The organism is Martinezella lusitana (assembly GCF_016901135.1).
GTDB classification, from domain to species: domain Bacteria; phylum Pseudomonadota; class Alphaproteobacteria; order Rhizobiales; family Rhizobiaceae; genus Rhizobium; species Rhizobium lusitanum_D.
On sequence record NZ_JAFEVL010000062.1, the window covers coordinates 198,009 to 218,948 of the forward strand.

The 20,940-nt window shown below is 61.6% G+C and carries 24 protein-coding genes; 8 read left to right on the top strand and 16 right to left on the bottom strand.

Annotated elements, in window-relative coordinates; genetic code table 11:
- The first annotated feature begins 121 nt into the window (after positions 1–121).
- A complete protein-coding gene (locus tag JTP94_RS27355) occupies positions 122–772 on the top strand; it encodes an outer-membrane lipoprotein carrier protein LolA (RefSeq protein ID WP_204853543.1) in 651 nt (216 codons plus the stop codon).
- Between the two features lie 196 nt (positions 773–968).
- Positions 969–1,772: an exodeoxyribonuclease III gene (locus JTP94_RS27360; protein WP_204853544.1), complete on the top strand. Its 804-nt coding sequence runs from the start codon at positions 969–971 to the stop codon at positions 1,770–1,772.
- 28 nt (positions 1,773–1,800) lie between these two features.
- Here JTP94_RS27360 and JTP94_RS27365 read toward each other — a convergent pair whose 3' ends face one another.
- Together JTP94_RS27365 and JTP94_RS27370 are read right to left on the bottom strand one after the other, a co-directional pair.
- The gene (locus tag JTP94_RS27365; protein WP_204853545.1) at positions 1,801–2,256 is read right to left on the bottom strand and encodes a cyclic nucleotide-binding domain-containing protein; all 456 of its coding nucleotides are present in this window, start codon (positions 2,254–2,256) and stop codon (positions 1,801–1,803) included.
- 9 nt (positions 2,257–2,265) lie between these two features.
- Entirely contained in the window at positions 2,266–2,949 is a 684-nt protein-coding gene (locus tag JTP94_RS27370; protein ID WP_034509100.1) for a response regulator transcription factor, read from the bottom strand.
- Between the two features lie 148 nt (positions 2,950–3,097).
- Here JTP94_RS27370 and JTP94_RS27375 point away from each other — a divergent pair, with 148 nt between their 5' ends.
- A complete protein-coding gene (locus JTP94_RS27375; RefSeq protein WP_204853546.1) occupies positions 3,098–3,646 on the top strand; it encodes a L,D-transpeptidase in 549 nt (182 codons plus the stop codon).
- Positions 3,647–3,790: 144 nt separating this feature from the next.
- Positions 3,791–4,621, top strand: coding sequence for an aldo/keto reductase (locus JTP94_RS27380; protein WP_204853547.1), 831 nt, complete (start codon positions 3,791–3,793; stop codon positions 4,619–4,621).
- Between the two features lie 89 nt (positions 4,622–4,710).
- On the opposite strand, the gene JTP94_RS27385 is transcribed toward JTP94_RS27380, so the two are convergent.
- Positions 4,711–6,165 carry an MFS transporter gene (locus JTP94_RS27385; RefSeq protein WP_204853548.1) on the bottom strand — a complete coding sequence of 485 codons (1,455 nt, stop codon included), beginning with the start codon at positions 6,163–6,165 and terminating at the stop codon, positions 4,711–4,713.
- Between the two features lie 137 nt (positions 6,166–6,302).
- Here JTP94_RS27385 and JTP94_RS27390 point away from each other — a divergent pair, with 137 nt between their 5' ends.
- Positions 6,303–7,229, top strand: a complete 927-nt coding sequence (locus tag JTP94_RS27390) for a LysR family transcriptional regulator (RefSeq protein WP_204853549.1) — start codon at positions 6,303–6,305, stop codon at positions 7,227–7,229.
- On the opposite strand, the gene JTP94_RS27395 is transcribed toward JTP94_RS27390, so the two are convergent.
- Positions 7,206–7,694 carry a MarR family winged helix-turn-helix transcriptional regulator gene (locus tag JTP94_RS27395; RefSeq protein ID WP_204853550.1) on the bottom strand — a complete coding sequence of 163 codons (489 nt, stop codon included), beginning with the start codon at positions 7,692–7,694 and terminating at the stop codon, positions 7,206–7,208. The two genes, JTP94_RS27390 and JTP94_RS27395, sit on opposite strands and share 24 nt — an antisense overlap.
- A gap of 82 nt (positions 7,695–7,776) precedes the next feature.
- On the opposite strand from JTP94_RS27395, the gene JTP94_RS27400 reads away from it, so the two are divergent.
- Positions 7,777–8,679, top strand: a complete 903-nt coding sequence (locus JTP94_RS27400; protein ID WP_204853551.1) for an EamA family transporter — start codon at positions 7,777–7,779, stop codon at positions 8,677–8,679.
- Positions 8,680–8,920: 241 nt separating this feature from the next.
- Here the strand turns inward: JTP94_RS27400 and leuC are convergent, their stop codons facing one another.
- From leuC to ffh, 12 genes are all read right to left on the bottom strand, one after another.
- Positions 8,921–10,330, bottom strand: a complete 1,410-nt coding sequence (leuC, locus tag JTP94_RS27405; protein WP_204853552.1) for a 3-isopropylmalate dehydratase large subunit — start codon at positions 10,328–10,330, stop codon at positions 8,921–8,923.
- A gap of 69 nt (positions 10,331–10,399) precedes the next feature.
- Complete coding sequence (locus tag JTP94_RS35845) at positions 10,400–10,534, bottom strand: hypothetical protein (protein ID WP_281434843.1); 135 nt, start codon at positions 10,532–10,534, stop codon at positions 10,400–10,402.
- A 70-nt stretch (positions 10,535–10,604) separates the two neighbouring features.
- Positions 10,605–11,483 (bottom strand): amino acid ABC transporter permease, encoded by an 879-nt coding sequence (locus tag JTP94_RS27410; protein WP_204853553.1) that lies wholly within the window; start codon positions 11,481–11,483, stop codon positions 10,605–10,607.
- 34 nt (positions 11,484–11,517) lie between these two features.
- On the bottom strand, positions 11,518–12,315 hold the full coding sequence (locus JTP94_RS27415; protein WP_204853554.1) for a basic amino acid ABC transporter substrate-binding protein: 798 nt from the start codon (positions 12,313–12,315) through the stop codon (positions 11,518–11,520).
- A 211-nt stretch (positions 12,316–12,526) separates the two neighbouring features.
- Complete coding sequence (gene rplS / locus JTP94_RS27420; RefSeq protein ID WP_204853555.1) at positions 12,527–13,090, bottom strand: 50S ribosomal protein L19; 564 nt, start codon at positions 13,088–13,090, stop codon at positions 12,527–12,529.
- A gap of 266 nt (positions 13,091–13,356) precedes the next feature.
- Complete coding sequence (locus tag JTP94_RS27425; protein ID WP_204853556.1) at positions 13,357–13,776, bottom strand: DUF1801 domain-containing protein; 420 nt, start codon at positions 13,774–13,776, stop codon at positions 13,357–13,359.
- 72 nt (positions 13,777–13,848) lie between these two features.
- Positions 13,849–14,409 carry a YcxB family protein gene (locus JTP94_RS27430; RefSeq protein WP_204853557.1) on the bottom strand — a complete coding sequence of 187 codons (561 nt, stop codon included), beginning with the start codon at positions 14,407–14,409 and terminating at the stop codon, positions 13,849–13,851.
- Positions 14,410–14,586: 177 nt separating this feature from the next.
- Complete coding sequence (trmD, locus tag JTP94_RS27435) at positions 14,587–15,267, bottom strand: tRNA (guanosine(37)-N1)-methyltransferase TrmD (RefSeq protein ID WP_204853558.1); 681 nt, start codon at positions 15,265–15,267, stop codon at positions 14,587–14,589.
- Positions 15,268–15,291: 24 nt separating this feature from the next.
- Positions 15,292–15,873, bottom strand: coding sequence for a ribosome maturation factor RimM (rimM, locus tag JTP94_RS27440; RefSeq protein WP_204853559.1), 582 nt, complete (start codon positions 15,871–15,873; stop codon positions 15,292–15,294).
- 227 nt (positions 15,874–16,100) lie between these two features.
- Positions 16,101–16,457 carry a 30S ribosomal protein S16 gene (gene rpsP, locus JTP94_RS27445; RefSeq protein WP_204853560.1) on the bottom strand — a complete coding sequence of 119 codons (357 nt, stop codon included), beginning with the start codon at positions 16,455–16,457 and terminating at the stop codon, positions 16,101–16,103.
- A gap of 116 nt (positions 16,458–16,573) precedes the next feature.
- Entirely contained in the window at positions 16,574–16,876 is a 303-nt protein-coding gene (locus tag JTP94_RS27450; RefSeq protein ID WP_034509068.1) for a chorismate mutase, read from the bottom strand.
- Between the two features lie 18 nt (positions 16,877–16,894).
- Positions 16,895–18,463 (bottom strand): signal recognition particle protein, encoded by a 1,569-nt coding sequence (ffh, locus tag JTP94_RS27455; protein WP_204853561.1) that lies wholly within the window; start codon positions 18,461–18,463, stop codon positions 16,895–16,897.
- Positions 18,464–18,874: 411 nt separating this feature from the next.
- Between ffh and JTP94_RS27460 the strand changes: the two genes are divergently transcribed.
- Positions 18,875–19,867: a hypothetical protein gene (locus tag JTP94_RS27460; RefSeq protein WP_204853562.1), complete on the top strand. Its 993-nt coding sequence runs from the start codon at positions 18,875–18,877 to the stop codon at positions 19,865–19,867.
- The gene (locus tag JTP94_RS27465) at positions 19,864–20,883 is read left to right on the top strand and encodes an MBL fold metallo-hydrolase (protein ID WP_204853563.1); all 1,020 of its coding nucleotides are present in this window, start codon (positions 19,864–19,866) and stop codon (positions 20,881–20,883) included. Before JTP94_RS27460 ends, JTP94_RS27465 begins: the two co-directional genes overlap by 4 nt.
- Positions 20,884–20,940: the final 57 nt, after the last annotated feature.

Below are 20,940 nucleotides of genomic sequence, written 5' to 3' on the forward strand. Positions count from 1 at the left end.
CGTGTCACATATCCCGCCTATGTTCAGGGAAATTTGATCGTGGCCCGCAGCCGACCCCGGGCCGCCGCGCCATGAAGACGCCGATTTTGCGCGCCATGGACAAAGCATGAAGGAGAATTCGATGAAAAAGATTGATGCGCAGCCCTTGAGCCGATTTTCACTGACCCGCCGGCATTTCCTCGGCGCCGTGGTCGCGGTCGGTGCGGCAGGCGCTCTGCCGGTTTCGGCTCTTGCGCAGGCGCAGGCGGCAAGTATCAACCCAGGCATTGCCCAGGCCATCGCCGATCACTTCTCATCCATCAAGACCATGAAGGGCGGCTTCCTGCAGATCGGGCCACGCGGCGATCAGATGAGCGGCTCCTTCTTCATCCAGCGGCCCGGCAAGATGCGCTTCAACTACGATCCGCCGTCACGCATGCGCGTCATCTGTGATGGCAACAACGTCCAGGTCATCAACGACCAGACGAATACGAAGAACATGTACCAGCTGTCGAAAACGCCGCTGAGCCTGTTGCTTGCCAACAAGATCGACCTTTCCGCCGACATGGTGCGCAATGTCGATTCGCAGCCGGATCTGACCAAGATCACACTCGGCAACCGCACTGTCTTCGGCGATTCCACAATCGCGATGATCTTCGATTCGAAGAGCTACGACCTGCGCCAGTGGACCGTCATCGACCCGCAGGGCAAGACGACCGATGTCATCATCAACAACGTGAAGACCAATGTCGCCTTCGACGACAGCGTTTTCCGCATCGACTATACGCGCTGATCGCCGTCTCCATTCCTCGCAACGGGAGAAGCGCCGAATGGCGCTTTTCTTTCGGTCGCAGCCGGTCTAAAGCCTTATCCTGGCTAGAGCGGTTCAGCGTTTCACGGAACCGCTCTAGCTGTCTGTTTTGACGTGATTCCGGACGGAAAACCGCTGCGCACTTTTCCTGGAATTGCTCTGTGGGAAAGGCTTGGGCATGGGATTTTCGATTGCGACCTGGAATATCAACTCGGTGCGGCTGCGCATGCCCATTGTCGAGCAGTTCTTGATGCAGGCCCGGCCTGATATTCTCTGCCTGCAGGAGACCAAGGTCCCGAACGAGCTTTTCCCGCATGCGCCGCTGAGGGCGCTCGGCTACGAGCACATCATCATCCATGGTCAGAAGGGTTATCATGGCGTGGCAATCGCCTCGCGTTTTCCGCTGACCGAGGATCATCGGCAGGATTATTGCAATGTCGGCGATAGCAGACATATCTCGGCGATCTTCGAGCGCGGCGGCCGGCGCATCCGTCTGCACAATTTCTATGTTCCAGCCGGTGGCGACGAGCCGGATCGCGCCATCAATCCGAAGTTCGGTCACAAGCTCGATTTCATCGAGGAAATGAAGCGGCTGCACGCGAATGCCGAGCAGAACACCTCGGCGATCCTTGTCGGCGATCTCAATATCGCGCCGTTGGAGCATGACGTCTGGTCGCACAAGCAACTGCTCAAGATCGTCAGCCACACGCCGGTCGAGACCGATGGGCTGATCGAGGTGATGAAGCGCGGTGCCTGGCTCGACCTGATGCGCCAGCAGGTGCCCGCCAATGAGAAGCTCTATACGTGGTGGAGCTACCGCGCCAAGGATTGGGAGGCTGCCGATCGCGGCCGCCGCCTCGACCATATCTGGTCGTCATCCGATCTTGGCCCGCACCTGCAGCGCATCGAGATCCTGAAGGCGGCGCGCGGCTGGGATCGCCCGTCCGACCATGTGCCGGTAACGGCGCATTTCAATCTCTAGAACGATCTAGCTGGATCGCCGCGCGGGGTCAGGAAAACCGGCCGAGAAGCGCGGCTGCCTGCCTGGCAAGTGTCGCGAAGTTCTCGCGGATCCTATTCTGGATCAGCAGGCCGGCATCGGGATATTCTTCGATCAGCCGATGAAAGAGCGCGCGCGTGATGCGGATCACGTCGGACTCTTCGGCCGCGACGGCCGTGTATTTCCGCTCCACCGGCGTCACCAGCGCCAGCTCCGAGAGCATGGTGCCGGCCTGTATCACCGCTTCGACCTGTTTCTGCCCGGCATTGTCTATGGTGCTGAGTTCGAAGCTGCCCCGCGCGACGACATAGGCGCATTCGGCCGGTGACTTCTCCCTGAACAGGGTCTGGCCTTCGGCCACGTGGCGGCGGTCGGCGCCGAAGGCAATCAGCCGCAGCGGCTCATCGCCCATGCCGTGAAACAGCGGCAGTTGCGACAGCAGGCGGATATCGTCGTTCAGCGCCATGTCTGTTCCCTAGGGGATGATCTTGTAGCCGCCGTTTTCCGTGACCAGGATTTCAGCGTTGGAGGGATCGCGTTCGATCTTCTGGCGAAGGCGATAGACGTGGGTTTCGAGCGTATGGGTGGTGACGCCGGAATTATAGCCCCATACCTCTTCGAGAAGGATATCGCGGGTCACGACCTTCTGGTCGGCGCGATAGAGATAGCGGATGATGGCGGCTTCCTTCTCCGTGAGGCGGATCTTCTGCCCGTCTTCGGTGGTCAAAAGCTTCTGGCTTGGTTTGAACAGGTAGCGGCCGACGGTGAAGGTCGCGTCCTCGCTCTGCTCGTGCTGGCGCAGCTGCGCCCGGATGCGGGCGAGCAGCACGGCGAAGCGGAAGGGCTTGGTCACGTAATCGTTCGCGCCGGCTTCGAGGCCGAGGATGGTGTCGGAATCCGTATCATGGCCTGTCAGCATGATGATCGGCGCCTTGAAGCCGTTCTTGCGCAGCAGCTTCACGGCTTCGCGGCCGTCCATGTCGGGCAGGCCGACATCCATGATCAGGAGATCGACAGGCACGGTGCGTGCCGTCTGCACGCCCTTTCCGGCATTCACCTCCTGCAGAACGTTGAATTCCTCGTAAAGCGATAATTGCTCGACCAACATTTCGCGCAGGTCGTTGTCATCGTCCACCAGGAGAATGGTGCGTGCGGTCATGCCGTTCGGATCCTCGTTCTAATCCCTCCTAAGTCCTACGCCAAATTGCATTTTTAGCAAGTCGCGACGCGGCTCAGGCTTGGTGGTTTGGTTGGAACTGCTATGATTTCAAATGAAATCACGCGCAAAGCAAAAACATGTGAGGAAAATGGAAAAGACAAGGGCAGGGGCCAAGCGGGCCGCTTCCACGGTCGTCGTACGTCCTGCGCCGGGTAAGAAGACGCGCGCTCTGGTGCGGGTCGGACCTCTGACCATCCCGGCGGCGATCGGCCGATCCGGGCGCAGCATTTTGAAGCGCGAGGGCGACGGCGCGACACCGATTGCCGATATGAAGCTGCTTTATGGCTTCACCCGCGGCGAGCATGTCCGCTTCCTTCGCACCGCCCTGCCGATGCGGCGCATCCGCAAGGATATGCTCTGGTGCGATCAGCCTGACGATGCCAATTACAACAGGCTGGTGAAGGCTCCATTCACGCCGAGCCACGAGGAAATGCGGCGAGGCGACGGCCTCTATGACATCTGCCTGGTGCTCGATTGGAACATCCGCTCGCGCCGGCGTCACCGTGGCTCGGCGATCTTCTTCCATCTGATCAAGCCCGGCTACGAGCCGACGGCCGGCTGTGTCGCCGTCAGCCTTGGCGACATGCGGCGCATACTTCCATTGCTCCGAAAAGGTACGGTGCTTCGGGTTGTCTGAAATGTCGCTCGGGGTTAAAATCCCAATATTCTCCACTATATAGATTTTCGACCGGCGCTCCGCGCGAGCCAGGCCGGGACTTTTTCTTTCCGGATTTGAATCACACCTTCACTCCACCCACCATCCATCATCTGGAGACTCATCGTGATCACGCAACCGACAATTACGTTCAACGACGGCAATTCCATTCCGCAGGTCGGCCTCGGTGTCTGGCAGACGCCCGAAAACGTTGCCCCGATGGCGGTCAGCACGGCCTTGAAGGCCGGCTATCGCCATGTCGATACCGCAGCCATCTACGCCAATGAAGATGGCGTCGGCGAAGGCATGCGCCAGTCCGGCGTCGCCCGCAAGGATATCTTCCTGACCACCAAGCTCTGGAACGAGGCCCAGGGTTTCGATTCCACCCTCAAGGCCTTTGATGAAAGCCTGAAGCGGCTCGGTACTGACTATCTCGACCTCTATCTCATTCATTGGCCGTCGCCGCACCGCGACCGCTATCTCGACACCTGGAAGGCCTTCGTTCGCCTCAAGGAAGAAGGCCGCGCTCGCTCGATCGGCGTTTCCAACTTCGCTAAGGAACATCTCGACCGCATTATCGGCGAAACCGGCGTCACGCCCGTCCTCAACCAGATCGAGCTGCATCCGACCTTCCAGCAGAAGGCGCTGCGCGAAGTGCACGACAAGCTCGGCATCAAGACCGAGTCCTGGAGCCCGCTCGGCCAGGGCAAGCTCCTCACCAACGCCGCAATCGGCAAGGTCGCCGCCAAGCATGGCCGCACGCCGGCGCAGGTGATCATCCGCTGGCATATCGAAAACGGCCTGATCGTCATTCCGAAATCGGTCACGCCGAGCCGCATCGAGGAAAACCTTAAGGTCTTCGACTTCAAGCTCGATAGCGACGATCTGGCTGACATTGCCAAGCTCGATTCTGCCGGCGGCCGTATCGGCCCGGATCCGGTGACGGCAACGTTCTGATTCAATCCGTCGGATTGCATTGCTTTAGGAGGCTCGGAGTGAAAACTCCGGGCCTCTTTTGTATCGAGCAGGCTGCAATCGCCCTGGCGTCACGACGCCTCCTCGGAAAGTGCAGTGCGCTTCGCGATGGCGAAGCCGGTAAGCGCGACGACGAGTGCTGCGACGATCAGCAGGGCGGCGATCGCGAAGGTGATCTGCATGCCCATTGCAACGGCCTCGGAGCGTGCGATGGCGATGTTGGTGGTTCCCGATGCCAGCGTGAAGACCGCGCCCATCACGGATGCGCCGGTGATCAGTCCGAGGTTTCGCGACAGGCTCAGCATGGCCGAAATGACGCCGCGCTGTTCAGGACGGATATTGGTCATGATCGTGGTGTTGTTGGCTGCCTGAAACAGGGCATAGTTCGCCGTCACGAGGGCAAGCGGCCCGATATATCCAGCTGCACCGAACCTGCCCTGCAGCGCTGCTACCAGGAATAGGCCGATGATCATGGCGACGAGGCCGGTGATGGTCATGCGATGGGCGCCGAAGCGATCGACGATGCGGCCGGCCGGCACGCCTGTCAGAGCCGCCACCAGCGGGCCGGCGGACATCACCGCGCCGACATGGGCGGCATCGAGGCCGAGCGCGCGGGAGAGATAGAAGGGCCCGACCACCAGCGTCGCCATCATGACGGTCGAGACGAGGGTGCTCATGGCAAGGCCCGCGCTCAGCGCCGAATCGCGGAACATCGCGAGGCGCAGCAGGGGCGATTTCACTTTCGTCTCGGTAAAGGCGAAGAGCGCGGTGCCGAAGGCTGCGGCCAGCAGCAGGCCGATATTCACAGCACCGAAGCTGCCATGCCCCATCGTCATGGCGAGCGCATAGGCGGCAAGCGTCAAGGCAAACAACAGCGTGCCGATCGCATCCGGGCGTCCTTGAGCGGCTTTTCGATCCTGACGATCCGACGGCAGGAAGCGGGCGGCGAGAAGGAAATTCGCGATCCCGAGCGGCACATTGACCAGGAAGATGGTTTCCCAGCCGAAGCCGGCAATCAGGATGCCGCCGAGTGACGGACCGAGCGTGGTTCCGATGGCGGACATCGTGCCGAGGAGGCCCATGGCGCTGCCGGTTCTCTCCTTTGGTACCGTCTCGCCGACCATCGCCACCGTCAATGCCATCATCATGGCGGCGCCGAGGCCCTGCAAGGCTCTGGCAGCGATCAGCAGCCACAGCGTCGGTGCTATCCCGCAGAAGAGCGAGGCGAGGGTGAAGAGGGCTATTCCGGTCAGCAGCAGTCGGCGGCGACCGACGATATCGCCCAGCCGTCCGACGCTGACGATCAGTGCGGTAATCGCGAGCAGATAAGCGAGCACGATCCACTGCACTTGCTGGAAGGAAGCGCCGAAAGCCTCTGCCAGCGTCGGCAGGCCGACATTGGCGATGCTGGTATCGAGCGACGGCATCAGCATGGAGAGCGAGAGGCTGGCAAGCGCCCATCGGACCGAAGGTGCGGCTTTCATCCGCCCGGCTTTCGCCGGTTTTTCAATGATTGGCTTCAACATGAGCTCCAGTTCTGGCGGTGTCTTAAAAGTCCCGGCAGAAAGGTAGCTGTTTGCGCGATATGGCGGAACGCGCAGCATTTGCACTTCATTCGTGCGTTTAACGCTATATCTCGGCGAAATCGTGCTATGGTCGCGTCATGTCGACGCCCGATCTCAACCTGCTTGTCACTCTCAATGTCCTGCTTGCGGAGGGCAGCGTCGCGCGCGCGGCCCGGCGATTGCGGCTGAGCCCGTCCGCCATGAGCCGGGCACTGGCGCGCCTGCGCGAGACGACGGGCGATCCGCTGCTGGTCAGGGCGGGCCGTGGGTTGGTGCCGACGCCGCGGGCGCTGGAGCTGCGCGAGCGTGTCGGCGAGCTCGTGCAGGAGGCGGAGGCGGCGTTGCGGCCCTCCGAGACGCTGAACCTGAAGCAGCTCGTCTGGACCTTCACATTGCGCACTCGTGAGGGCTTCGTGGAGAATTTCGGCCCGGATCTCATCGCTCGCATTGCAGAGCAGGCGCCCGGCGTGCGGCTCTATTTCACCCAGAAGCTGGACAAGGACAGCACGCCACTGCGCGACGGCACGATCGATCTCGAGACCGGCGTTGTCGGCGACGATACAGGACCGGAGCTTAGAACGCAGGCTTTGTTCCGGGACCGCTTTATCGGCGTGGTGCGAAGCGGCCACCCGCTGAGCGAAGGTGCGATGACGCCCGCGCGCTATGCCGCCGGCCAGCACATCCTTGTCTCACGGCGTGGCCTGAAGAAGGGGGAGATCGATGAGGCGCTGGAAGGGCTGGGACTGGAGCGGCAGATTGCAACCATCGTCGGCAGCTTTTCGGCGGCGCTGGCTTTGGCCCGCGCTTCCGACCTGATCGTCAGCGTGCCGGAGCGGTATACGGGCAATCTCAGGGCCGATATGCATAGTTTCGCGCTGCCGGTGCCGACGTCGGATGTGACGATTTCGCTGCTCTGGCATCCGCGAATGGACGCCGATCCGGCGCATCGCTGGCTGCGCGGCTGCATCCGCGATGTCTGCGCCGAGCGGCGTTCGGACCTGTCAGCGAGATTCGAAGCTGGCTAAATAATTCCGCAGCAGGACGTCGAGGGCAGCTCTTTCCTCTTGCGAGAGGGCAGAGACCAGGCGTGCCTGCGTTTCGACATGCGCCGTCACGGCAGCGTCAATGAGTTTAAAGCCTTCCGGGGTCAGGGAAATCAGGAAACTCCTGCCGTCGTTCGGGTTCTGGCTGCGGGCGACGAGGCCGGCCTTTTCGAGCTGATCGATGCGGTTGGTCATGGTGCCCGATGACACCATCATCGTATCCATCAGGTCGCTGGGGGAGAGGGTATAGGGCTCGCCCGAGCGGCGCAGGGTCGCCAGCATATCGAAGTTTGCCGAATTCAGGTCGAAGCGCGCGAAGGTCTTTTCCATCTCGCGCGAGAGATGGAGCGTGAGGTTGCGCATGCGCCCGAACAGGCCCATGGCGGCAGTGTCGAGATCGGGCCGCTCGCGGCGCCACTGGTCAAGAATCTTGTCGATGCGATCCATGTCAGAACATCGCCACGAATTTATCTTGACGTCAAGATATTTCGGTTTATCTTGAGGTCGAGATAAATTTGGGGCCAGGGCCATGAACCGTAATGTCGACCTTCTGCTGACAGCCATCGCGCCGGCGATCTGGGGCAGCACCTATCTGGTGACGACGCAGCTCCTGCCCGCCGGCTATCCGCTGACCGTCGCAACCCTGCGCGCTCTGCCGGCCGGGCTGCTGCTGCTCCTCATCGTACGGCGGCTTCCGCATGGGATCTGGTGGCTCAAGTCGCTCGTTCTCGGCGCGCTGAACTTCTCCATCTTCTGGTGGCTGCTGTTCATTTCGGCCTATCGGTTGCCGGGAGGCGTGGCGGCCACGGTCGGCGCGGTCCAGCCGCTGATCGTCATCGTGCTGGCGCGATTGCTGCTCGGCTCGCCGATCCGCAGCCTTTCGATCATCGCCGCCGTTGCGGGTATCGGCGGTGTCGCCCTGCTGATCCTCACGCCGAAGGCAACGCTCGATCCCATCGGTATTGCCGCTGGCATCGCTGGCGCCTTCTCTATGGCTGGTGGAACCGTGCTCAGCCGCCGCTGGCGGCCGGATGTTTCGCCGCTGACCTTCACGGCGTGGCAGCTGACGGCCGGAGGCGCATTGCTGCTGCCGTTCGCTCTCCTGCTCGAGCCGCCGCTTCCGCATCTGACCAGCGCCAATATCCTGGGCTTTGCCTATCTCGGGCTGATCGGCGCAGCACTCACCTATATCCTCTGGTTTCGCGGCCTCTCGCGGCTTGAGCCATCGGTAGTTTCGCCGCTCGGCTTCCTCAGCCCGACGACTGCTGTGATCTTGGGGTGGTGGGTGCTCGGCCAGCAGCTGAGCCCGATCCAGATCTTCGGCATCGTCGTCGTGCTCAGCAGTGTCTGGCTCAGCCAGCGGGCGCAGCAAGCCTCGCCGGCGCAAATTCCTTCTCCCCCCGGGGAGAAGGTGGCCCGAAGGGTCGGATGAGGGGGCCAATCGTCTCGAATCCATAGGCTTTCGTGCGTCTGCCATCCCCCTCATCCGCCTTCTGAGCTTGTCGAAGGGCGGCCCCCTACCGGGGTTGAGCCGCAGGTCTCAACCCGTCCTTCGGACCCCCGAGGGGAGAAGGGGTTTCCATGCAGCGACTTCATTTCCTATGCGATTGCCCTACCCACAAACGAAAAGGGCGGCCCAAGGCCGCCCTTTGTTATTCATGCTTCGAAGCGGATCAGTTCCACTCGCGGATATCGACGAAGTGGCCGGCGATCGCGGCGGCTGCGGCCATGGCCGGGGAGACCAGATGCGTGCGGCCCTTGAAGCCCTGCCGGCCTTCGAAGTTGCGGTTCGAAGTGGATGCGCAGCGCTCGCCCGGCTTCAGGCGGTCGTCGTTCATGGCAAGACACATGGAACAGCCGGGCTCGCGCCAGTCGAAGCCGGCGGCCTTGAAGATCTTGTCGAGGCCTTCGGCTTCCGCCTGCTCCTTCACGAGGCCGGAGCCCGGAACGATCATGGCGTCGACCGTCGAAGCCACCGTCTTGCCTTCGACGACCTTGGCGACGGCGCGCAGGTCTTCGATGCGGCCGTTGGTGCAGGAGCCGATGAAGACGCGGTCGAGCGTGATGTCGGTCATCTTCGTGCCCGGCTTCAGGCCCATATAGTCGAGGGCGCGCCACTTGGAGGTGCGCTTGTTCTCGTCCTGGATCTCGTCCGGGTTCGGGACGATGCCCTGGACGGAGACGACGTCTTCCGGCGAGGAGCCCCAGGAAACGATCGGCGGCAGGGCAGCAGCGTCGAGCGTGACGATGCGGTCGTAATGCGCGCCTTCGTCCGATGTCAGCGTCTTCCAGTAGGCGATCGCCTGTTCCAGCGCTTCACCCTTCGGCGCGCGCGGCTTGCCCTTGATGTATTCGAAGGTGATCTCGTCCGGTGCGATCAGGCCGGCGCGAGCACCGCCCTCGATCGACATGTTGCAGATGGTCATGCGGCCTTCCATCGACAGCGCGCGAATGGCTTCGCCGGCATATTCGATGACGTAGCCGGTGCCGCCGGCGGTGCCGATCTCGCCGATGATGGCGAGGATGATGTCCTTGGCGGTGACGCCTGGTGGCAGCTGGCCGTTGACCTGCACCAGCATGTTCTTGGCCTTCTTCTGGATCAGCGTCTGGGTTGCCAGAACGTGTTCCACTTCAGACGTGCCGATGCCGTGCGCCAGCGAGCCGAAGGCACCATGCGTCGAGGTGTGGCTGTCGCCGCAGACGATGGTCATGCCGGGCAAGGTGAAGCCCTGCTCGGGGCCGATGATGTGGACGATGCCCTGGCGCTTGTCGTTTTCGGAGTAGTATTCCACGCCGAATTCGGCGGCGTTCTTGGCAAGCGCCTCGACCTGGATGCGGCTTTCCTCATTCTTGATGCCGAGGTGGCGATCGGGCGAGGTCGGAACGTTGTGGTCGACGACAGCAAGCGTCTTTTGCGGCGCGTGAACCTTGCGACCGGTCATGCGCAGGCCTTCGAATGCCTGCGGCGACGTCACCTCATGAACGAGATGGCGGTCGATATAAAGAAGACAGGTGCCGTCGTCTTGCGCGTCGACGAGATGATCATCCCAGATTTTGTCGTAAAGTGTGCGTGGAGCGCTCATGGCTACAGATCCATATTGGCAGTGTCGAAAAAGGGGGTGACGGATCAGGACCGCCGGCCTCGGGTGTGATCAGCGAAGTCGGCTGTTGAGCGCGCCCGAAATCATCGCAAAGAAGCGTGCCGGCAGGCGCTTGTGGTCCTGCAGCACGAAAGCCGTGACGTAGCGCCCGTCTTTGCTCATGATCCTAGTCATGGCGTTGCTCATATCAATTTTCTGAAGTCTCGGCAATGGTGACGATGGGGTGGTATTGGGGGCTGACGTTTGGCCGCAGGCGCTACACCTGTACGTCGGGCGGCTGACCCACGCTAAGAGGGCGGAAGGCGGACCGGTCCGCACCGGTCCGCCGCCGCATCCAGGATTCCAGCTGCCGTAGCAGCAGCGAGAGGCCGATCGTTATCAGCAGATAGATGAAGGCGAGGATCGACAGCGTTTCGAAGTAGCGGAAGTTGGCCGAGTAGTAGAGCTTGGCGAGCTGGCTGATGTCGGCGACCCCCAGCACGGAAACCAGCGAGCTATCCTTGACCATGGCGATGAAATCGTTCGACAGCGGCGGCAGGATGACGCGGATCGCCTGCGGGAAGACGACGAGCCTGAAGCGCTGGAAGCGGGTGAGCCCCAGCGCCTTCGCCGCCTCGATCTGGCCCTGGTCGACCGCCTGGATGCCAGCGCGGAAAATCTCGGCGATGAAGGAGGAATAGCCGATCATCAGCGCGATGATGGTGCGCCAGACAAACGGCACGTCGCGCACGACAAGCGGATTTGTCCAGCCGGTGGAGATCAGCGGCGACGTCAAGACATTGTAGATGGCCACGAAGGCCGGCGTGCCGACGAAGGCAACATAGGAGAGCAGCACCAGCATCGGGATGCCGCGCACGATCTCGATATAGAAGCGGGCGACCTGCCTGAGCACGAGGAAGTCCGACAGGCCGAGTAAGGCGAGGCCGAGACCGAAGAGCATGGCGAGCGTGAAGGCCACCAGTGTCACGAAAATTGTGACACTGACGCCATTGAGCAAAAGAGAGAAGATCTGGGCGTAGAGGCCGTTCGCGGCGATTGCGATGGAGACGACGACGCCGAGAACGACGAGTGCGATCAACCACCAGGGAAAGTCATCCTTGCCTTGGTGCCCGCCCGGGCCTGCGAGCAGGGCCATCAGAGCGGGCTTCCCATATGTCGATCAGCTAATTTCATTGGCCCATCTTGTAGTCGAGGAACCACTTCTTGTTCAGCGCTTCGAGTGTGCCGTCGGCCTTGAGGCTGGCGATGGCGGCATTGATCGGAGCGACGAGGTCGGAACCCTTCTGGAAGATGAAGCCGAAATCCTCTGTACCGAGCGGCCCGCCAATCAGCTTCAGGCCCCCGTTGGAAGCATCGACATAGCCCTTGCCGGCTGTGCCGTCGGTCAGCACTAGATCGACGTCGCCGGTCTTCAGCGCCTGTACGGTCGCGCCGAAGGTTTCGAAGGTCTTGATGCGCGGGTTCTGCTCGTTGCCGTCGAGAACTTCATAGACTGCAGTGTAGAAGGGGGTCGTGCCCGGCTGCGCGCCGATCAGGCCGTCCTTGAAAGCGCCGAAGCTCTTGGCATCGGTGAAGCGCTTCTCGTCGCCACGCACCAGCATGAACTGCTGCGAGCGCATGTAGGGATCGGAGAAGTCGACCTTCTGCTTGCGGTCTTCCTTGATGGTGATGCCGGTCATGCCGATGTTGTACTGGCCTTCCGAGACGGCCTGGATCATCGCGTCCCAGCTGGTGTTCTGGTATTCGACCTTGAAGTTCAGCCGCTTGGCGATCTCGTTCATCGCGTCATATTCCCAGCCGATCGCCTTGCCGGACTTGGGATCAACGAATTGCAGCGGCGGATAGGCATTCTCGGTGACGACGACGACGGTCTTGCCGTTAAGGTTCGGCAGGTCGGCGGCGAAGGAAGCGAAAGGTGCAAGCACGAGGGCGCTGAGGCCCAGAAGGAACGAGCGACGGAATGCCATGGAAATCTCCCCGGTTAGCGCGCGGAAAAGTGTCATATTTGGAAAGCAGATGGCAAGGCCATTGCCATTGCCACGATCATAAAAGCGGAAAAGTAACTCTAAAATAAGCGGGTGGCGGCGGAATTTTCTTTCTGCCCAGCTGTATTCGGCAGGCAGCAAAAAGGCGACCCGAAGGCCGCCTTTAAGCGTAGCGATCCGGATGGATCGAAATTTACTCGGCTGCCGGCTCTGCGGCGGCAGCAGCTGCTGCTGCATCGGCCGCTGCCTTTGCTTCGGCTGCTGCTTTTGCTTCAGCGGCTTCGGCGGCTGCCTTCTCGGCTGCGAGAGCCTGGGCTGCTGCAACCTTCTCGGCTTCGATACGAGCCTTTTCATCGGCGAAAGCCTGACGCTCGGCGTCGTTGAGCTTGCGGGCGCGGGTGCCGGTGTTCTCGACGATACGAGCAGCCTTGCCGCGCAGGTCGCGCAGGTAGTAGAGCTTGGCGCGACGGACCTTACCGCGGCGAACGATTTCGACGCTTTCGATCATCGGCGAGTAAACCGGGAATACGCGCTCGACGCCTTCGCCGTAGGAGATCTTGCGGACCGTGAAGTTTTCCTGCAGGCCGCCGCCGGAGCGAGCAATGCAGACGCCTTCATAGGCCTGAACGCGGGTACGGTTGCCTTCCGTGACCTTCACGTTGACGCGGACGGTGTCGCCGGCGGAAAATTCGGGAAGCGTGCGCTTGGCTTCGATCTTGGCAGCCTGTTCGGCTTCCAACTGCTGAATGATGTTCATATTATCAACCTCGTTGTTGCTTCAACAGCCAGAGCGCCCTGAGCGATCTATCCTTGGTCGGACCTTAAAGGTCTCGCCTCGAATATATGCCTGTGAAGGCAGGGGCGAATACGTCTGCTTTTCTTTGGTGGTTGATGGGAAATTTCCCATACCCGGCGCGCACATATCCTATTGTCACAGCTTTGTCACCCCTTGGCGGCGAATTTGTTGCAGCGCAAGCGGCTTTCAATGGCGGTTTGTGGTCCGCCGCCACCCCCGGATGTCGTTCAGGCTTTCTTCGGCTTTTTCAGCGTCGATATATTCAGTGCAGCCGCCGCACGAACGAGTGCCTTCAGCGCCTCCTCATCGATAGCTTCGTTCTCGCGGATATCGATGGCCCGTCTCGTATTGCCTTCGAGGCTGGAGTTGAAGAGGCCAGAAGGGTCTTCCAGCGAAGCGCCCTTGGCGAAGGTCAATTTCACGACACTCTTGTAGGTCTCGCCGGTGCAGATGATCCCGCCGTCCGACCAGACGGGAACGCCCCGCCATTTCCATTCCTCGACCACATCGGGATCGGCCTGCCTGATGAGGGCCCGGACCCGGGCGAGCGTTTCACCACGCCAGTCGCCCAGTTCCTGAATTCTCTCGTCTATCAGTTGAGAGGGAAAGGCTCCCTGCTCAGCCTCTGTTGCGCCGTTCTTCGCCATCCCTATTGTCCTCCTCGCTATTGCGGCATCCTGCCCCATTGCTTCTTTATCGCCGGATCGCGCCTGCCACCATCAAAATCCCTGATGGTCCCGCACCTTGAGAGCCAAAGCCTGCAGCTCTCTGATTTGATCATTTGTCAGAACGCGCTTCGGTATGATCCTATAGAGGCGCTGGGATTCATAGAGCAGGATGCAGTGGCGATCCTGCCGTGCCTTCAGGAAATCGCTCCATTGCAAGCGTGCTTCGCCGAAATCACTCCAGAGATGAACACCGCTCTCGGTCCACGAAAAATGAAGGGGTTTCTGTAGCGTTTTTTGCTCCCTGAAGGTTCGTCTCGCCGTTCGTCCGCCGAACGTATAGACGATCAGAAAGGGGATGCCGGTGATCGCAACAGGCGCGAGGATCGCAAAACTCAAGATGGACACGAATGCGTCGTTCGGATCGACCAAACCGGCCACGAGAATTCCATAGGCCACCACCGCCAGGACCCATGTGATCGCGAGACGGATGAATCCAGGCCTGCTCCGAAGATGTTGCCGAAAATGCAGGCGGAGCGCGTGCATCAGATCTTGTGGCTCCAGCTGAAAGAAAATATTCGTTTGTTTTTCATCATCATGCTTGAGCTCAGACATAAGTTTCCTCGATCGCAATGATGCGGACGTCCGTCAGGGGGATCCGAGATTGGGGCGCAATTCCCTGACGATAGTTTCCAGGTTCTTTGGCGTTACCTGCCAGCGCCGAGTGTCGTCATATTCGAAATCGGCATTTGATCATCAGGTCGTTCACGGACCAAAAATGGCAGCTTTCAGCTATTTCTCCAATAGGTCCGACCGGCGTTCCCTGGTCAGTCGTTCGGCCTCTTCCCTCTGCCATTTGGCGATGGCGGCATGGTTGCCCGAGGTGAGCACCGCGGGGATCTCGCGGTCTTCCCAAATCTGCGGGCGGGTATAGTGCGGATGTTCCAGCAGGCCGCTCTCGAAGCTTTCGTTGAGGCCGGATAGGTCGTTGCCCATGACGCCGGGCAGGATGCGGACGATGGCGTCGAGCAGGATCAGCGCGGCCGGCTCGCCGCCGGACAGGATGTAGTCGCCGATCGACACTTCCTCCAGGCCGCGGCCGTCGATCACCCGCTGGTCGACGCCTTCGAAGCGGCCGCAGACGATGATGACGCCGTCGCCGACGGCCAGCTCGCGCACGCGCTTCTGCGTCAGCGGCGCCCCGCGCGGGCTCATCAGCAGACGCGGGCGGCTGTCGTTTTCGCTGGCATGGTCGATGGCGCGGGCAAGCACATCCGGTTTCAGCACCATGCCGGCGCCGCCGCCGGCCGGCGTGTCATCGACGGTGCGATGCCTGTCGGTCGCGAAATCGCGGATTTGCACGGTGTCCAGCGCCCATTGCCCGCGCTCCATCGCCTTGCCGGCAAGGGACGTGCCGAGATGGCCGGGAAACATCTCGGGATAAAGCGTCAGGATGGTCGCCCGGAAACTCATGGCGCGGTCACTTCCCAATCAGGATTATTTCTTTGTCTCGCCTTCCGGCTTCGGCGGTTTCGGCGGCTTGCCGATAAGGTCGTCCGGGTTGTCGATCAGGCCGGCGGCCAACGGATCGATCAGGATCTTGCCGCCTTCGAGATCGATTTCGAGGACGGCCGTTTCGGAGAAGGGGATCAGGACCGGACGCTTGCCGGGCCCCTTCAGCTCCAGAAGGTCGCCGGCGCCGAAATCATAGACGCCGCTGACCGTGCCGTAGCCGGTGCCCTTGTCGTCGACGGCTTCCAGCCCTTCGAGGTCGGTGTAGAAGAATTCGTCATCATCAAGCTCGTCATCCGGCAGGTTGTCGCGCTCGATATAGAGCTCCAGCCCGTTCAGCGCCTCGGCGGCGTCGCGGTCATTGACGCCGCGGAAGCGTACCACCACCACGTTCTTGGCTTCACGGATTTCCAGAACCTCGAAGCTGCGGCCGTCCATGCTGTGCAGGTGGCCGTAGTCGCCAAGCGCTGCGGGATCCGACGTATAGGCGCGCGCGCGCACCTCGCCTTTAAGGCCCTGTGCCGCGCCGATGGTCGCCATCAATACCGGGTTTTGCAGTTTCGTCATGCTCTCTTCGCCGATTGCCGGGATCACTGCATAATTCCTTAAATCGGAATCGATTTAAGGACAAAATTATGCAGCAGATCTAAAGTGCTACAGCGACCTTTGCGCGTCACATGTGACGCGCGCCGCTGTAGTTGCGTTCTCTCATAAGATGAACATCCGCCGATGGGAAATGAAAAACGGGCGGCATGTCGCCATGCCGCCCGTTTTTCGATGATTGCAAGGGCCGATTATTCGGCAGCGGCGGCGTCAGCAGCCTTCTGTGCCTTTTCGGCAGCGCGTTCCTGAGCCTTCTTGCCCGGCTTTGCCTTTTCCGGGTTGCTCTTGACGTCGCGCGTTGCAACGCCGGCTTCGGCGAGGAAGCGCAGAACGCGGTCGGTCGGCTGAGCGCCGTTGTCGAGCCAATGCTTGATGCGGTCGGCGTCGAGCTCAACGCGCTTGGCGTCGTCCTTGGCGAGCATCGGGTTCCAGGAACCGACCTTCTCCAGGAAGCGGCCATCGCGCGGCGAACGGGCGTCGGCTACGACAACGTGGTAGTACGGGCGCTTCTTGGAACCACCGCGGGCGAGACGAATTTTCAGTGCCATGTTTCTTACTCCTTAGGCTTTTTGTGACCGCTTGATTTTGGCGGCGTGTTTATTTGCTGTTGCTGTTTTTGTGTGTTGCATGATCTCTTCCGAAATCCGCTTCACACGTTTCGGGATCATGCTTTGAGATCAGCAGCGATCTGTTCATGATGCCGGATGACTTCCTTGATGACGAAGTTCAGGAACTTCTCGGCGAAATCCGGGTCCAGATTGGCGTCCTTTGCTAGGCGGCGCAGGCGTTCGATCTGGAATTCCTCGCGCGCCGGGTCGGCCGGCGGCAGATTGTACTTGGCCTTCAGCACGCCGACCTCTTTGGTGCAGCGGAAGCGTTCGGCCAGCATGTGCACCAGTGCAGCATCGATATTGTCGATCGACTGGCGGTAGTTGCCCAATTGGGCCTTGACGTCTGGATCAATCATGGGGGTCAACGATCCTTCTCACTTCTTCTTCGGTAAACCGGGCAGGCCGGGGAACCCGCCGCCGAGGCCTGGCAGCTTGGCGCCGCCGAGACCGGGCAATCCGCCACCGCCAAGGCCGGGCATGCCGCCGGGGCGGCCTAGGCCCGCGGCTTCGGCCTGTTTCTGCAGGGCTTCGAGCTGCTTGGGATCCATGTTCGACAGGTCGGGCATGCCGCCCATACCGCCGCCGCCGAGGCCCATCTTGCCGGCGAGGCCGCCCATCAGCTGCTTCATCATGCCGCCTTTGCCCTTGCCGCCCATCATCTTCATCATGTCCGCCATCTGGCGGTGCATCTTCAGAAGCTTGTTGATGTCGGAGGCGTCAGTGCCGGAGCCGCTAGCGATGCGCTTCTTGCGGGAATGTTTCAGAAGATCCGGATTGGCGCGCTCGGCCTTGGTCATCGAGGAGATGATGGCGAGTTGGCGGCCGAAAAGCTTGTCGTTGAGGCCGGCGGCGGCCATCTTGTCCTTCATGCCGGCCATGCCGGGCATCATGCCCATGATGCCGCCCATGCCGCCCATCTTCTGCATCTGGCCGAGCTGATCGGCAAGGTCGTTCAGGTCGAACTTGCCCTTGGCCATCTTGGCGGCCATGGCGGCCGCCTTTTCGGCGTCGATGTTTTCAGCAGCCTTCTCGACCAGCGAGACGATATCGCCCATGCCGAGGATGCGGTCGGCGATACGGCGGGGGTGGAACTCCTCCAGCTCGCCCATCTTTTCGCCGACGCCGATCAGCTTGATCGGCTTGCCGGTCACGGCGCGCATCGAAAGGGCGGCACCGCCACGGCCGTCGCCGTCCATGCGGGTCAGCACCAGGCCGGTAATGCCGACGCGGTCGTCGAAATTGCGGGCGAGGTTGACGGCGTCCTGACCGGTCAAGCTGTCGGCAACCAGCAGGATTTCGTGCGGGTTCGACCGCTTCTTGATATCCGCCATCTCGACCATGAGCGGCTCGTCGATATGCGTGCGGCCGGCGGTATCGAGGATGACGACGTCATGGCCGCCGAGCTTGGCGGCTTGCACGGCGCGCGCGGCAATATCGGTCGGCGACTGGCCGGCGATGATGGGCAGCGTATCGATGCCGGCCTGGACGCCGAGCTGGCGCAACTGCTCCTGCGCTGCCGGACGGCGCGTGTCGAGCGAGGCCATCAGGACCTTCTTGCGGTCGCGGCTGGTCAGGCGGTGGGCGATCTTCGCCGACGTGGTGGTCTTGCCCGAGCCCTGTAGACCGACCATCATGACGACGACCGGGGCCGGCGCGTTGAGGTCGATGCCCACGCCTTCGCCGCCGAGCATTTCGATCAGCTCGTCATGGACGATCTTGACGACCATCTGGCCGGGCTTGATCGACTTCAGGATCCCGGCGCCGACGGCCTTCTCGCGGACTCGGTCGGTAAAGGAGCGCACGACATCAAGCGCCACGTCGGCTTCGAGAAGCGCGCGGCGAACCTCGCGGAGTGCTGCGGAAACATCAGCTTCCGAAAGCGCGCCGCGGCCTGTCAGTCCATTCAGAATGGAACCAAGACGGTCCTGGAGGTTTTCAAACATCAATTCTTCCTTATCGATCGCTCTGGGCTTTAGATTTGCGCCTATTCCTTATCTTCCTCGGCTTTGCCTCGAAAGGGAGATGCGCGGGTCCTCGCCCGAAAACGTCGTGCTTTTCCATGACGAAAACAAGACGCAAAGCCAAAAAGCACCCGAGGGCGCGTCGCGCTGTCGGGTGTTGACCTCCGGGATCTCTTTATACCTTTATGGGTCCCGGTCGGTGGCTCGGAGGCTTGTGCTCGTCGCAGATTGCGGGCGATAAACAGGAAAAGGCTGCCAAAGTCAACCCGAGGCGGTGGAAATGCCTGGGATGCATGCCCAATATCGCTATATGAACGTCGTTTTACCGCCAATACGCTCCTCTAATTATTGTATTGATCCCCGCCAAGCCATGATTCCCCGAGACAGATCTGAATGAACGATGCAGCCCTGACCAATCTTCTTGCCGCCTGCCGCAGCTATGCCGGCGGCCGGGTCGACGCGCGGTTCAACGCGGCGGCGCAGGCCTTTTATGCCGGAGCCAAGCTGCAGCCGAAAATCGTCACGAGGGCAGCGCGCGAGTTGCGCAGCCTGCCGCCTCCTGGGGCCGCGATCCTGGCCAACATGCTTGGCACCATCGTCGAGACCGGCGGTTCCGCCGAGCGCAGCGGTCCTGCCGTGTGGGAGCTTTTTACGGCCTGGCTGCCGCAGATCCATCGCGGCTTTGCAGGCCGCAAGGAGCTGAGCCCGAAGCAACAGCAACTGCTCGAAGCCTTCCAATTGCTCGGCCAGTCGGTCGTGTCTCACCTTGCCTCGATGCCGGAGGAGCGCAAGCTCGCCGCCGGCAATGCCGGCCTGATGGCGCAGCTTGCCGAGCTGCAGGATTATACGCCGGGTGCCGCCTGGGTCCGCCAGATGCTTCTGAGCCGTAGCGACGGTCTTGTGGTTTTGCATGTGCCGAGCCGCCGAGGCTTCCGCCTGCGCTATGAGAACATCGTCAATTGCTTTCATCTGTTCACGCTGATCCAGGCAGCGTTTGGCGAGACCTTGCCGGGCGGCCGCGCGCCTAACCGGTTCATCATCGACATGGCGCGTTGCGTAACCGTGGTGGAAGACGGTAACGACGAGCCCTGGTGGCGCTATGAGACAGTGCAGGCCGATCAGTCCGGCACTGTCGAGATATCAGGCGAAGCGTCCGTCGATACCATCACCCGCATCGACGGCATGCCGGTCATCCTGCTTTCGCCCTCCGTCGAAGGCGCCGCGTTCTGGGACACGAGCTTCTTCACGCCGCAGCTTTTCGCCATGCCGGCCAATGTCGTGCTTGAGCGAACGCTGACGGCGCGCGAGGTCGAGGAGTTGTTGGCGAAGGCCGGCTTGTCTGGCGAAGGGGAAATGATGGGCGAGCAAGGAGCGGACAGGCCATGACAAGCGCATCCGGCTCCGGCAAGAAAAAGAACCCCTATTATCAAGGCCCGGCTTCCGACCATTTCGATGGTCTGCGCTTCTTCAATCCCGGCGGTGTCGGGCCGGGAAGTTCGCTTGATCTGCTGAAATGGCAGTTCGCGGGCGGACGGGTGCGCTGGCCCAATCCGGTCATCAGCGCCTTTCCCCCGGCAAAGCCAGACCGGCATGTGTTCGGCGAGCAGATGCGGGTGACCATGGTCGGGCATGCGTCGATGCTGGTGCAGGTCCCTGGGCTGAACATCCTGACGGACCCGGTCTGGTCCGAGCGCGTCAGTCCGTTCCGCTCGATCGGGCCGAAGCGCGTGGTGCCGCCCGGCATCCGTTTCGAGGACCTGCCGCCCATCGACCTCGTACTGGTCTCGCACAATCACTACGACCACCTCGATCTCGCCACGCTCACGCGCCTGCAGGCGGCGCACCGGCCGAAGATCGTCACGCCGCTCGGCAACGACGCGATCATTCGCCGCGCCGTGCCCGACGCCGAAATCGTTGTCGTCGATTGGGGCGATCGCATCGCTGTCAACGGCGGGGCGACCATCGATGCCGAGCCCTGCCACCACTGGTCGGCGCGAGGGATGGGCGACCGGCGCATGGCGCTGTGGGCCGCTTTCGTGCTCACGACGCCGGCTGGCAAGATCTACCATGTCGGCGACACAGGCTTTCACGACGGCATTAACTACGAGGCCGTCAGGCAGAAACATGGCGGCTTCCGCCTCGCCATTCTGCCTTTCGGCGCCTATGAGCCGCGCTGGTTCATGAAGGGCCAGCACCAGAACCCTGAAGAGGCGGTCAAGGGCATGAAGCTCTGCAACGCCGCCTATGTCGCCGGGCATCATTTCGCGACATTCCAGCTGACGGACGAGGGGATTGATGAGCCGGTCCACGCGTTGGACGCGGCGCTGAAGGCCGAAGGCGTGGAGCCGGACCGGTTTCGGCCGCTGAGGGCAGGCGAAGTGTTCGACGTGCCGGTCGTCTGAAGGACGCCGCTCGTCCGGGCCGAAAACTCCTTCTCCCCGAGGGGAGAAGGGGTTGCG

Bases quoted from the DNA above. Each gene is read 5' to 3' on its own strand.
- JTP94_RS27355 (WP_204853543.1), top strand. From the start codon at position 122: ATGAAAAAGATTGATGCGCAGCCCTTGAGCCGATTTTCACTGACCCGC.
- JTP94_RS27360 (WP_204853544.1), top strand. From the start codon at position 969: ATGGGATTTTCGATTGCGACCTGGAATATCAACTCGGTGCGGCTGCGC.
- JTP94_RS27365 (WP_204853545.1), bottom strand. From the start codon at position 2,256: ATGGCGCTGAACGACGATATCCGCCTGCTGTCGCAACTGCCGCTGTTT.
- JTP94_RS27370 (WP_034509100.1), bottom strand. From the start codon at position 2,949: ATGACCGCACGCACCATTCTCCTGGTGGACGATGACAACGACCTGCGC.
- JTP94_RS27375 (WP_204853546.1), top strand. From the start codon at position 3,098: ATGGAAAAGACAAGGGCAGGGGCCAAGCGGGCCGCTTCCACGGTCGTC.
- JTP94_RS27385 (WP_204853548.1), bottom strand. From the start codon at position 6,165: ATGTTGAAGCCAATCATTGAAAAACCGGCGAAAGCCGGGCGGATGAAA.
- JTP94_RS27390 (WP_204853549.1), top strand. From the start codon at position 6,303: ATGTCGACGCCCGATCTCAACCTGCTTGTCACTCTCAATGTCCTGCTT.
- JTP94_RS27395 (WP_204853550.1), bottom strand. From the start codon at position 7,694: ATGGATCGCATCGACAAGATTCTTGACCAGTGGCGCCGCGAGCGGCCC.
- JTP94_RS27400 (WP_204853551.1), top strand. From the start codon at position 7,777: ATGAACCGTAATGTCGACCTTCTGCTGACAGCCATCGCGCCGGCGATC.
- leuC (WP_204853552.1), bottom strand. From the start codon at position 10,330: ATGAGCGCTCCACGCACACTTTACGACAAAATCTGGGATGATCATCTC.
- JTP94_RS35845 (WP_281434843.1), bottom strand. From the start codon at position 10,534: ATGAGCAACGCCATGACTAGGATCATGAGCAAAGACGGGCGCTACGTC.
- JTP94_RS27410 (WP_204853553.1), bottom strand. From the start codon at position 11,483: ATGGCCCTGCTCGCAGGCCCGGGCGGGCACCAAGGCAAGGATGACTTT.
- JTP94_RS27415 (WP_204853554.1), bottom strand. From the start codon at position 12,315: ATGGCATTCCGTCGCTCGTTCCTTCTGGGCCTCAGCGCCCTCGTGCTT.
- rplS (WP_204853555.1), bottom strand. From the start codon at position 13,090: ATGAACATCATTCAGCAGTTGGAAGCCGAACAGGCTGCCAAGATCGAA.
- JTP94_RS27425 (WP_204853556.1), bottom strand. From the start codon at position 13,776: ATGGCGAAGAACGGCGCAACAGAGGCTGAGCAGGGAGCCTTTCCCTCT.
- JTP94_RS27430 (WP_204853557.1), bottom strand. From the start codon at position 14,409: ATGTCTGAGCTCAAGCATGATGATGAAAAACAAACGAATATTTTCTTT.
- trmD (WP_204853558.1), bottom strand. From the start codon at position 15,267: ATGAGTTTCCGGGCGACCATCCTGACGCTTTATCCCGAGATGTTTCCC.
- rimM (WP_204853559.1), bottom strand. From the start codon at position 15,873: ATGACGAAACTGCAAAACCCGGTATTGATGGCGACCATCGGCGCGGCA.
- rpsP (WP_204853560.1), bottom strand. From the start codon at position 16,457: ATGGCACTGAAAATTCGTCTCGCCCGCGGTGGTTCCAAGAAGCGCCCG.
- JTP94_RS27450 (WP_034509068.1), bottom strand. From the start codon at position 16,876: ATGATTGATCCAGACGTCAAGGCCCAATTGGGCAACTACCGCCAGTCG.
- ffh (WP_204853561.1), bottom strand. From the start codon at position 18,463: ATGTTTGAAAACCTCCAGGACCGTCTTGGTTCCATTCTGAATGGACTG.
- JTP94_RS27460 (WP_204853562.1), top strand. From the start codon at position 18,875: ATGAACGATGCAGCCCTGACCAATCTTCTTGCCGCCTGCCGCAGCTAT.
- JTP94_RS27465 (WP_204853563.1), top strand. From the start codon at position 19,864: ATGACAAGCGCATCCGGCTCCGGCAAGAAAAAGAACCCCTATTATCAA.